This window comes from Acidovorax sp. SUPP3334 (assembly GCF_030159055.1).
Classification (GTDB): domain Bacteria; phylum Pseudomonadota; class Gammaproteobacteria; order Burkholderiales; family Burkholderiaceae_C; genus Paracidovorax.
This window is the reverse complement of the sequence record NZ_BQXQ01000038.1, coordinates 28,442-41,365: the sequence shown is the minus strand read 5'-3', so window position 1 is coordinate 41,365 and position 12,924 is coordinate 28,442. Positions and strand designations below refer to the sequence as shown.

Here is a 12,924-nt window from a genome sequence, read left to right as displayed (position 1 = left end):
GTGAAGATCCGCGGGCTGCGGATCGAGCTGGGGGAGATCGAGGCGCAACTGCTGGGGCAGCCGGAGGTGCGGGAGGCGGTGGTGGTGGAGCAGGGCGGGCGGCTGGTGGCGTACGTGGCGCTGCACGGGAACGAGCGCGGGCACGGGCGGTCAGAGGAAGCGGGCGCACGGCGGATCGATGCCACCTGGCTGCGAGAGCGGCTGGGGCAGGCCCTGCCGGACTACATGGTGCCGGCGGTGGCCGTGGTGCTGCAGGGGCTGCCGCTGAATGCCAACGGCAAGGTGGACAGGAAGGCGCTGCCTGCGGCGCAGTTCGGGGCGGGGGAAGGGTACGAGGCGCCACAGGGGGAGATCGAAGAGGCGCTGGCTGGGATCTGGGCCGAGGTGCTGGGCCTGGAGCGCGTCGGGCGCAATGACCACTTCTTCGAACTGGGCGGTGACTCCATCCTCAGCCTCAAGGTGTGTGCACGAGCCCGTGCATTGGGAATGCCCTTAGGACCTCGGCAGGTGTTCGAGCACCAACGCTTGTCAGTGCTTGCCCAGGCCGTCGCCGCCGCACAAGGCCAACCCATCATGCTGGACCCCAATCGTTCTCGCATTCCAGCGTTGGGCACTGCAGATCGCAGCGGCCCAGTCGCGCTGTCGCACGCCCAGTTGCGGCAATGGTTCCTTTGGCGACTGGACCCGCAGAGCACGGCATATCACATCAGCGGAGCGTTGCAATTGCAGGGGGTTTTGGACACTGAAGCACTGCGCGCCAGCTTTGCCGATCTGATCGAACGGCACGAGGCTTTGCGCACGGTTTTTCGCGCACGCCCCGACGGTACGGCCGAACAGGTGATCCAGCCCAGTGCGCCACTCTCGCTGCAAGTGACGGACCTGCGCAATATCGACTCGCTGGAGCAACCCCGCCGCGCTCGAGAAGAAGCCCGGCTTATCAGCCAAACGCCTTTCGACCTCACCACCGGCCCCTTGCTGCGCGTGGGATTGATCCGCTTGGCAGAGCATGAGCATTGGCTTGTCGTGGCCATGCACCACATCGTCTCCGATGGCTGGTCCATGCAGATACTGGTGGACGAATTCGTCGCGCGGTACCAAGCATGGCAGCAGGGCCAGTCGCTCGCTCAACCGCCGCTCCCCATTCAATACGCTGACTATGCCGCCTGGCACCGCCAGTGGCTGGAAGCGGGCGAAAAGGATCGGCAGCTCGCGTACTGGACGCAGCAATTGGGCCAGGAGCATCCGGTGCTGCAGTTGCCCGCCGATGGCGTGCGGCGTGCAAATGGCGAATACCGTGCTGCACTCTGCGAGATCGATCTGGCTCCGTCGCTGGTCAGCGCGCTGAAACGCCGAGCGCGATCACACGACGCCACGCTATTCATGGCCTTGCTGGCGGGTTTCCAGGCACTGCTGCACCGGTACTCCGGCTTGCGGGATATCCGGGTCGGTGTGCCGATTGCCAATCGTGACCGTGTCGAAACCCAGGGGCTGATCGGCTTCTTCGTGAACACCCAGGTGTTGCGCGGGCAATTCGATGGCCGCACCGCGATCGGGGGTGTGCTCGCCGCTGCCCAACGGGCGGCCAAAGAGGCGCAGGCGAACCAAGACCTGCCGTTCGAGCAACTGGTGGAGGCGCTGCAGCCCGATCGCAGCCTGGGCGTCAGTCCGCTGTTCCAGGTGCTGTTCAACCATCAGCGCAATGGCCTGGGCGCTTTGCGAAACATGCCCGGCTTGGTGTTGAAAGACCAGCCTTTGACGGATGGAACGGCGCAGTTCGAGCTGGCGCTCAGCACCACCGAACAGCCAGAGGGTCGATTGAGTGCGCAGTGGACGTACGCGGCGGAGCTGTTCGAAGCGCAGACGATAGAGAGGATGGCGGGCCACTACGTAGCGCTGTTGCAGGCGCTGGCCGATCACCCGGAGCAGCTGGTGGGCGAAGTGCCGTTGCTGGGCGCGGCCGAGCAGGCGCAGCTGGCGGCCTGGGGCGACAACCGCCAGGGCCACGGGGCCCCCGTGCCCGTGCACGAATTGTTCGAGCGCCAGGCGCGGTTGCAGCCGAATGCGCCTGCGCTGGTGTTCGGCGAGGAACGCTTGAGCTACGGGCAGCTCAACGCCCGTGCCAACCGGCTGGCGCACCGGCTGGTGCGTCTTGGCGTGCGGCCCGAGACGCGGGTGGGCATTCTGGTGGAGCGCAGCACCGAGATGGTGGTGGGCCTGCTGGGCATCCTGAAAGCAGGGGGCGCCTACGTGCCGCTGGACCCGCAGTACCCGCCCGAGCGGCTGGCGTACATGGTGCAGGACAGCGGCATCGCACTGCTGCTCACGCAAAGCCACCTGGGCGACAGCGTTTCCCAGGCGGCTGGCCTGAGCGTCCTGGCGCTGGACACGCTGGTGCTGAACGACGAGCCCGAGCACGACCCGAAGGTGGCGCTGCACGCAGAGAACCTGGCCTATGTCATCTACACCTCCGGCTCCACCGGGCGGCCCAAAGGCGCTGCCAACCGGCATGCCGCGTTGCACAACCGGCTTGCGTGGATGCAACACGCCTATGCGCTGGACGCCAACGACACCGTACTGCAGAAAACGCCGTTCGGGTTCGACGTCTCGGTGTGGGAGTTCTTCTGGCCTTTGATGCAGGGAGCGCGATTGGTGCTGGCTGCTCCGGGCGATCACCATGAGCCGGCTCGGCTGGCGGCGCTCATCCAGCGCCATGCGGTAAGCACCATGCACTTCGTGCCATCGATGCTGCAGGCATTTCTGGCCCATGAAGGCGCCGCCGCCTGCAGCAGCCTGCGGCGCATCGTGTGCAGCGGAGAGGCGTTGCCCGCCGCCACGCAGAGCGCCGCACTGCAGCGATGGCCGAAAGCCTCTCTGTACAACCTGTACGGGCCCACCGAGGCGGCGATCGACGTCACGCAGTGGCAATGCCGGGAGGACGGTCGCACGCAGGTGCCGATCGGCCGGCCGATCTCGGCCACGCAGGCCCTGGTGCTGGATGGGCAGTTGAACCCCGTGCCGCTGGGGGTGGCGGGAGAGCTGTACCTGGGCGGGATCAGCCTGGCGCGCGGCTACCTGGGCAGAGCCGGGCTCACGGCCGAGCGCTTCATCGCAGGCGATGGTGGGCAGAGGCTGTACCGGACGGGAGACCTGGTGCGCTGGAACGCGCAGGGGCAGCTGGAATACCTGGGACGGCTGGACCACCAGGTGAAGATCCGCGGGCTGCGGATCGAGCTGGGGGAGATTGAGGCGCAACTGCTGGGGCAGCCGGAGGTGCGGGAGGCGGTGGTGGTGGAGCAGGGCGGGCGGCTGGTGGCGTACGTGGCGCTGCACGGGAGCGAGCAAGGGCATGGGCGGTCAGAGGAAGCGGGCGCACGGCGGATCGATGCCACCTGGCTGCGAGAGCGGCTGGGGCAGGCCCTGCCGGACTACATGGTGCCGGCGGTGGCCGTGGTGCTGCAGGGGCTGCCGCTGAATGCCAACGGCAAGGTGGACAGGAAGGCGCTGCCTGCGGCGCAGTTCGGGGCGGGGGAAGGGTACGAGGCGCCACAGGGGGAGATCGAAGAGGCGCTGGCTGCGATCTGGGCCGAGGTGCTGGGCCTGGAGCGCGTCGGGCGCAACGACCACTTCTTCGAACTGGGGGGACATTCGCTGCTGTCCACACGGCTGGTCGCTCGCGTGCAGGACCTGGTGCACACCGAACTCACGCTCCGGCAAGTCTTCCAGTTTCCGGTGCTGCGTGACATGGCTGAACTGCTTTCGCAATCACAAGGCCAGCGGCCCGCTGCGCAGGCCCTGTCGGACATCGACGCCTTGATCGATAGCTTGGAGACCCTTTGATGGAAACCGTCGCCACCCGCCGCATCGCCGAGCGCTTTTCCCGGTTGACCGCCGAGCAACGCCGCGTGGTCTATCAAAAGATCCGCGCCGAGGGCCTGAGCCCGAGCCAGTTTCCCATCCTGCCCCGAGAGGCGGCCTTGCAGGAGTGCTGTCCGCTGTCGTACGCCCAGCTTCGCCAATGGTTTCTCTGGCAGATGGACCCGCAGAGCACGGCTTATCACATCAGTGCGGCATTGAGGTTGCGTGGCTCGCTGGACCCCGCCGCCGTGCGGGCCAGCTTTGCTGCGCTGGTGGAGCGCCATGAAGCGTTGCGAACCGTGTTTCGCACGGCGGCCGACGGTAAAGTCGAGCAGGTGATCGGGTCCGCCGCATTGTTCGATTGGAGCCTGACCGATCTGATGAACGAGGCTGGGCATGCCCGTGAAGATGCCGCCCGCGCTGAGGCCCGGCGCCTGTGCGATACCCCGTTCGACCTCACTGCAGGACCGCTGCTGCGGGTCGGCCTGATCCGAGTGGACAAGGTCGAACATGTGATGGTCGTCGTGATGCACCACATCGTGTCCGACGGGGTGTCGCTGCAGGTGATCGTGGACGAGTTCGTGGAGCATTACCGGGCCTGTCTGGCCGGAGAGTCCTCCACCGCAGCCGCACTGCCCGTTCAGTACGCCGATTACGCTGCCTGGCAAAAGCACTGGCTCGAGGCCGGAGAGATGGAGCGGCAACTGGCCTACTGGACGCAGCAGCTCGGCGACGAGCAGCCGGTATTGCAGCTGCCGTCGGACCATGCCCGGCGTGCCAACGGCCGCTATAGCACCTCGCGCCATGCGATCGAACTGGCACCGGCGCTTGCGCTGGGTGTGCACCGCAGCGCCCAGGCCTGTGCCGGAACGCCCTTCATGGTGTTGCTGGCGGCCTGGCAGATCCTCTTGCAGCGATGCACGGGGCAGGACGACATCCGTGTCGGCGTGCCGGTGGCGAACCGCCACCGCGTGGAAACCGAGGGAATCGTCGGCTTCTTCGTCAACACGTTGGTGCTGCGCGCCAGGGTAGACGACCGTGCCAGCCTGCAGTCCGTATTGGCCGATGTGAAAGAGGCTTCACTGGGCGCCCAGTTGCACCAGGATCTTCCTTTCGAGCAACTGGTCCATGCGCTGGTTGCCGGCCGCAGCCTGGACCACCCTCCGCTGTTCCAGGTGATGTTCAACCATCAGCGCGGCGACTTCGATGCGCTGGCCCAGTTGCCCGGGCTTTCATTGCAAACCTACGACTTGCCGGAGCAGGCGGCGCAATTCGAATTGACGCTGGATGTCCGCGAGCATGCAGACGGCCGCATTCACGCGGCGTTCAATTACGCCGCCGAGTTGTTCGACCCAGACACCATCGAACGCATGGCTGAGCGCTATCAAGCGGTTCTAGGCGCGTTGGTGCAAACGCCCGAACAGACCGTCGGCGAGCTGGACATGCTGGTTGAAGCAGAGAGGAGGCGAGTGCAATCGTGGGCGACCCCATCAGAGCCGCCCGCAGCAGAAGCTCTTTGGGCCCTTCACCAGCGCGTGGAGCATCAGGCGCATCTGCGCCCGCAGGCCACGGCACTGGTGCTGGGGGACCGGCATATGAGCTACGGCGAGCTCAATGCCCGAGCCAACCGGCTGGCCCACCACCTCATCGGGCGCGGGGTCGGCCTGGAAACCCGCGTGGGCCTGGCCCTGGATCGCAGCCTGGACACCATCATCGGCATGCTCGCCATCCTCAAGGCTGGCGCCGCCTACGTGCCGCTGGACCCGCAATACCCGGCCGAGCGACTGGCCTACATGGCCCAGGACAGCGCCGTGGCCCTCGTGCTCACCGACGGCAGCCTGCGCCAAACGCTCGCCTGGGTGCAGGGCGTGCCCACCGTGGAGCTGGACACCCTGGACCTGCAGGGCGAGGCCGACGGCAACCCCGGCATCGCCGTGCACCCGCAAAGCCTTGCCTACGTCATCTACACCTCCGGCTCCACGGGACGCCCCAAGGGCGCCCAGCTGAGCCAGCGCAACGCCACCCGGCTGCTGGATGCCACCCAGCCGTGGTTCGCCTTCGGCCCCAAGGACACCTGGAGCCTGTTTCACTCCTACGCCTTCGACTTCTCCGTGTGGGAAATCTTCGGCGCCCTGTGCACCGGAGGGCGCCTGGTCATCGTGCCGTACTGGGTCAGCCGCTCCCCGCAGGACTTCGTGCAACTGCTGCGCGAGCAGCAGGTGACCATCCTGAACCAGACCCCGTCCGCCTTCGGCCAGCTCATGGAGCAAAGCGAAGCGTACCGCCCCGGCCTGGCGCTGCGCTGCGTCATCTTCGGCGGAGAAGCGCTGGAGCCGCAGCGGCTGCGCCCCTGGATCGAGCACTGGGGAGACGAGCACCCGCGGCTCATCAACATGTACGGCATCACCGAGACCACCGTGCACGTCACGTACCGGCCCGTCACGCGGGCCGATCTGGAGGCCCCGCGCAGCCCGGTGGGCGTGGCCATCCCGGACCTGGGCCTGTGCGTGCTGGACAGTGCGCTGCAGCCCGTGCCGATCGGCGTGGCGGGCGAGCTGTACGTGGCGGGCGAGGGCCTGGCGCGGGGGTACCTGGGGCAGGCGGCCCTCACCGCGCAGCGCTTTCTCGCCGGGGAGGGAGGACAGCGGCTGTACCGCACCGGAGACCGCGTGCGCTGGAGCCGGCAGGGGGAGCTGGAATACCTGGGGCGGATCGACCACCAGGTGAAGATTCGGGGGTTCCGGATCGAACTGGGGGAGATAGAGGCGCAATTGCTGGCGCAGCCCGAAGTGCGGGAGGCGCTGGTGCTGGTGCAGGAGCGGGAGAGCGGGGCGAGGCTGGTGGCGTACCTGTCGCCGCAGGCGGGGAGGGCCATCGACACGGTGCAGCTGAAAAGGCGGCTGGTGCAGGGGTTGCCGCAGTACATGGTGCCGGGGGCGCTGGTGGTGCTGGGCCAGGGGTTGCCCTTGAACGCGAACGGGAAGGTGGACCGCAAGGCGCTGGCGCAGCTGGGGCCGGGGGAGCAAGAGCAGGGGCAAAGCACCGAAGGAGGAAGGGCCTACGAGGCCCCGCGGGGAGCGCTGGAGCAGGCGCTGGCGCAGATCTGGGCGCAGGTGCTGGGCTTGCAGCGCGTGGGGCGCCATGACAACTTCTTCGAGATCGGCGGACATTCCCTGATGGCACTGCGCATTCTCGACCGCGTGCGCCAGCAAGGCTGGCCGGCGCAGGTGCGCACTCTTTTCCAGCATCCGGAGCTGGCCGCATTCGCCGAAGCGCTATCGCAGGAGCAGGCGCCGACGGACGTGCCCGTGCCGCCGAACGGCATTCCCGCCGACGCGACGGAAATTCACCCGGGAATGCTGCCCCTCATCGCTTTGGAGGCCGAGCACATCCAGCGGATCGCATCGCAAGTGCCGGGCGGGGTTCGCAACATTCAGGACATCTATCCCCTGGCGCCCCTGCAGGACGGAATGCTGTTCCATCACCAATTGCAGCAGGAAGGCGATGCCTACATCACGCTGCATGCGCTGGGCTTCGACAGCCGGGAGCGGCTGGAGCGTTTCATCGCCAGCTTCAACGAGGTAATTGAGCGGCATGACATTCTTCGCACGGCCGTGCTTTGGGATGGATTGCCCGAACCCGTGCAGGTGGTCCACCGGCATGCTCCACTGCACCTGCAATGGCTGGACGATCCAGGCCTTGCGGATGCCCTGCCCCCCGATGCCCGCATCGCCGAGCGTCTGGCGGAGCGGGTGGACCCGGCACGCCACCGCATCGATGTGCGGCGCGCACCGATGATCCATGCAGTGGCCGCTCACGACGCACTCGCCCATCGCTGGCTGTTGCAGCTCCCCAGCCACCATCTCGTGCTCGACCACACCACGCTGGAACTGATCCTCCAGGAAATTGCCTTGATTCAGCAGGGCCGTGCGCATGAGCTCGGCCCCTGCGTGCCGTTTCGGCAGTTCGTCGCACAGGCGCGCCGGGCCAACGGCCAGGCCGACCACGAAGCGTTCTTCCGTTCCATGCTGGGCGATGTGGACGAGCCCACGGCACCGTTCGGGCTGCACGATGTGCAGGGCGATGGCAGCCAGCTCGCACAGGCCGCGTTGCCGCTGCAGGCCACGCTGGCCGCGAAGATCCGGACGCAGTCCCAGCGCCATGGCGTCAGTGCCGCCGCGCTGTTCCATCTGGCCTGGGCAATGGTGCTGGCCCACGCCACGGGCAAGGACGATGTCGTGTTCGGCACCGTGCTGTTCGGCCGCATGCAGGGCGGAACGGGGGCGGACCGGGCACTGGGACTGTTCATCAATACGCTGCCTTTGCGCGTGCGGCTGGGCGCACAGCCCGTGGCCGACTGCGTGGCGCACACGCACCGCGCCTTGGCCGACCTGCTGCACCACGAGCACGCCAGCCTGGCGCTGGCGCAGCGCTGCAGCGCGCTCACGGGCAACACTCCGCTGTTCTCGGCACTGCTGAACTACCGCTACAGCCCTGCTGCGCAAGGACCGACGAGCGCCCTCTGGGAAGGCATGGAATGGCTCGGCAGCGAAGAGCGCACCAACTACCCGCTGGAGCTGTCGGTAGACGATCTGGGCGAGGGCTTCGCACTGACCGCCAAGGTCGATCGCCGGATCGATGCCCGGCGCGTCTGCGAATGGGTGCGGGCCGCATTGACGGGGTTGGTCAGCCGCCTGGCGGCCGAGCCAGACGCCCGCATCTGCGATGTGCCCGTGCTGGAGGACACCGAGCGCCAGCAAATCCTGCAGTGGGGCACCAACCCGCTGCGGTACGACACGGTTTTGCCGGTGCATCAGCTGTTCGAGCAGCAGGCGCAGTCCCGGCCACAGGCCATTGCCTTGATCGCGGGCGATGAGCAATGGAGCTACGAAGCACTGAACCGCAGGGCCAACCAGTTGGCGCACCGCCTGATCCACCACGGTGTGCGGACCGACAGCCGGATCGGCATTGCCATGGACCGGTCCGCAGCGATGGTGGTTTCGCTGTTGGCGGTGCTGAAGGCTGGCGGTGCCTACGTCCCGTTGGACCCGCAATTGCCCGCACAGCGGCTGGCCCACATGGTGGTGGACAGCGGCATGGGCTGGCTGCTCACGCAGCCGTCCGTGCGTGCGCAGGTGCCGGTCGGGGCCACCATGCCCGTTCTGGAGTACGACCCGGCCGATCTGGCGATGGAGCCTGGGTTCAATCCTGCGATATCTCTGCATGGCGACCACCTGGCCTACGTCATCTACACCTCGGGCTCCACGGGCGTGCCCAAAGGCGTGATGGTCCGGCATGAGGCATTGGGCCATTTCCTGCGCAGCATGCAGCAGCAGCCAGGCCTCGGAGTCGATGACGTGCTGGTGGCAGCGACTTCGCTGTCGTTCGATATCGCTGCGCTCGAAGTGTATTTGCCGCTGATCGCCGGGGGCAGGCTCGTGCTGGCGCCCCGCGAGGCGACCCGCGATACCGTGGCCCTGGGCCGGTTGATCGACGACTGTGGCGCCACCGCGTTCCAGGCCACGCCGGCGGGATGGCGTTTCTTGCTGGCGAGCGGCTGGCGCCCATCGGCCTCACGCCGACTGCGCGGGCTGTGCGGCGGCGAAGCCTTGCAGCCCGATCTTGCGCAGTCGCTGCAAAGCCTGGGGGTGGATTTGTGGAACATGTACGGCCCTACGGAAACGACCATCTGGTCCACCGCCGGCAGGGTGGCTGGTGTTCCACGGCTGGGCCAGGCGATTGCAGCCACCGGGCTGCATGTGCTGGACGGCGCCTTGAACACCGCGCCGGTGGGGGTGGCCGGCGAGCTGTTCCTTGCCGGCGTGGGCCTGGCGCGCGGCTACCAAGGCCGGGCGGGCCTGACCGCCGAGCGCTTTGTCGCCGGGCCGCAGGGTGAGCGCCTCTACCGCACCGGCGACCTGGTGCGGTGGGGCGCCGACGGGCAATTGGAGTATCTGGGCCGCATCGACCACCAGGTGAAGATTCGAGGCTATCGAATCGAGTTGGGCGAGATCGAGGCGCAATTGCTCGCGCAGCCTGAAGTGCGCGAAGCCGTGGTGGTGGCCCGCGAAGGGGCCGCGGGTGCCACGCTGCTCGGCTATGTGGTCACGCATCCCGAACACGCTGCGAGCCAGGCAATGATGGCGGAACGGCTGCTGGCGCAATTGGCTGCCGCCTTGCCCGGCTACATGGTGCCTGCCTCGGTGGCGGTGCTGCCAGCGCTGCCGCTGAACAGCAACGGGAAAGTGGATCGCAAGGCGTTGCCGGACCCTGGCGCGTTGGCGGTGCGAGACCTGGAACCTCCACAAGGGGCGTATGAAGAGGCCCTGGCCACCACGTGGTGCGAACTGCTCGGCTTGCAGGGGGTGGGCCGGAGCGACCATTTCTTCGAACTCGGCGGCCACTCGCTGCTGGCGGCGCAACTGGCCTCCCGCATCCGCCAGGCCTATGGCGTGGACCTTCCTCTGCGCCGGATCTTCGAGCAGCCCACGCTGCGCGCCATGGCGCAAGCCATTCGCGAGGTGCATGCCAGCGGACAGGCGCGCAGCGATGGGCCGGCTCTCGTGGCCGTGGAGCGTCGCCCTGCCATGCCCCTGTCGCCAGCCCAGCAGCGGCTGTGGCTGGTGGACCAACTGCCGGGTGCGGCCTCGGGGCGCACTGCCTACAACGTGAGCGCTGCACTCACGCTGGTGGGCGCGCTGGACGGCGCGGCCTTGCAGGGCGCCCTTGACACGATCGTGGCGCGCCACGAAGTGCTGCGCACGGCCTATGGCCAGGATGACGAAGGCGATCCGGTCGCACACATCCTGCCTGCCCGCCGTCTCGACATTGCGCTGCAGGATCTTTCCGGTCTGGACGCCGCAGAGCATGGGGCCGCCGTGCAGGCAGCGTTGTCATCCCACGCCGGAACGCCATTCGACCTGTCGTCCGGAACGGTGTTCAAAGCGGCGGTGCTGCGATTGGGCAGCGAGCGCCACATGCTGGTGCTGTGCGTGCACCACATCGCGTTCGACGGTTGGTCGGAAGCCGTCTTCGTGAAAGAGTTCGTGGCGCTGTACGCGGCATTGAAGGAGCAGCGCCCGCTGCCGCTGCCGCCCTTGCCGCTGCAGTACGCCGACTATGCCGACTGGCACCGGCGCAGGTTGGCTGCACATGACAGCGAAAGCGGCGCGCCAGCGTTCTGGCGCAGCTATCTGGACGGGGCACCTGCCTTGTCTTCGCCTGCGCCCGACCACGAACGCCCCGCGTCCGCCTCCACGGCGGGCAGCTCGGTGCAGCTGCGCATTCCCAAGGCATGTGCCGATGCACTGGGCGCAATCGCGCGCCGTGAGCAGACCACGTTGTTCACCTTGCTGCTGGCCGCCTTCACCCTGCAACTGCACCGGCAGACAGGCGCGGACGATCTGGTCGTCGGCACCGACGTCGCGGGGCGCAACCATCCCGATCTGGAAGGGCTCATCGGCTTCTTCGTCAACGTGCTGCCGTTGCGATCGCGCATGGAGCCCGGATTGACCTTCCTGCAATGGCTCGCCCGCGTCAAGGACAGCACGCTGTCGGCCTTCGAGCACCAGGACGTGCCGCTGGATCGGATCGTGGAATTGGCAGGGCTGCCCCGCACGCGCCGGCACGCGCCGCTGGTGCAGGTGCTGTTCGTGCTGCAGAACATGCCCCAGAGCCGCTTCGAGTTGCCCGGCCTCGCCATCGAAGTGGCCGCCCAGCCGGTGGCGACCTCCAAGTTCGATCTGGGGGTTTTCGTGGTCGAAGACGCGCAAGGGCTGGGCGTGGAGTGGGTTTACGCCACCAGCCTCTACCGGCGCGAAACCATCGAGCGGGCCGGCGCTGCCTGGAGCGCCTTGCTGCAACAGGTGGCTGCAGCGCCTGAGTCGCCCCTCGAACACTTTGCCCTTCCTCATTTTCAGGAGCCTTCAATGATGCTGTCGTCATCGCTTGCACCGAGCAAGCTGGAAAAACTCAAGAAGCTCACGGGCAAGGGCCGGCCTGCGGCAGAGGCCGCGTCTCGCTCGCCCGTGCGCCTATCCTTCCTCTCGGCGCAGCGGGAGTTTCCGCTGGTGATCGAAGCCACGGGCAACGACCTCGACCCGGTGGCCTGGGCCCGCGAGCAGCGCGGCTTCATCGAAAGCATGCTGCGCAAACACGGCGGCATCTTGCTGAGGAACCTGGGCTTGAAGAGCCCGCAGGATTTCGAGGCGTTCGCCGAAACCATCGAGCCGGAGCTCTACGGCGGCTATGGCGATCTGCCGAAGAAGGAAGGGGGGCGCAACACCTATCGCTCCACTCCGTATCCCGAGCGCCAGATGATCCTGTTCCACAACGAAAGCTCGCACCTGGAGCGCTGGCCTCGCAAGCAGTGGTTCTTCTGCGAACTGCCATCCCCGGTGGGCGGAGCGACACCCATCGTCGATTGCCGCGAAATGCTGCGCCGGCTGCCCGCCGATCTCGTCGATGGGTTCGAACGCAAGGAATTGCTGTACGTGCGCACCTTCACGCCGGGCCTGGACGTGAGCTGGCAAGACTTCTACAAGACCGACCGGCGGGAACTGGTGGAGGCGCGGCTCGCCGCAGCGGGGATCGAGTGGCGATGGCTGGATCGCGACACCCTGCAGACCCGAACGCGGTGCCCGGCGGTGATGCGGCACCCCATCACCGGCGAGCGCGTCTTCTTCAACCAGGTGCAGTTGCATCACGCGAGCTGCCTGGAGCCCGAGGTGCGCGAAGACCTGCTGGCGCTGGTCGGAATGGACCGTTTGCCGCGGCATGTCTGCTACGGCGACGGCTCGCCGATCAGCGACGCGACCATGGCGGTGGTGGGCGATGCCTACGAAGCTTGCGCCGTGCGGTTCGACTGGCGGCAGGGCGATGTGGTCATGCTGGACAACATGCTGGCAGCGCATGCACGCGACCCCTACGAAGGCCCGAGAAAGATCGTCGTCGCCATGGGGGCCATGTACGACCGCGCCGCTTTGCCGCCGCAACCCGGGGTGGCGGCAGACACGCCATCGGCCGCCGCTCCGGCTTCCCCTTCCGCTGTCTCTTCGCTCGCTGGTTGAA

Annotated in this window: 2 protein-coding genes; both read left to right on the top strand. The window is 67.3% G+C overall.

All coding sequences use genetic code 11. From position 1 onward, the window contains the following. Positions 1-3,837 (top strand): non-ribosomal peptide synthetase (locus tag AVHM3334_RS18890; RefSeq protein WP_284414888.1); only part of this gene is annotated, 3,837 nt, incomplete at its 5' end. Then, positions 3,837-12,923: a non-ribosomal peptide synthetase gene (locus AVHM3334_RS18885; RefSeq protein ID WP_284414887.1), complete on the top strand. Its 9,087-nt coding sequence runs from the start codon at positions 3,837-3,839 to the stop codon at positions 12,921-12,923. The genes AVHM3334_RS18890 and AVHM3334_RS18885, both read left to right, overlap by 1 nt. Position 12,924: the final 1 nt, after the last annotated feature.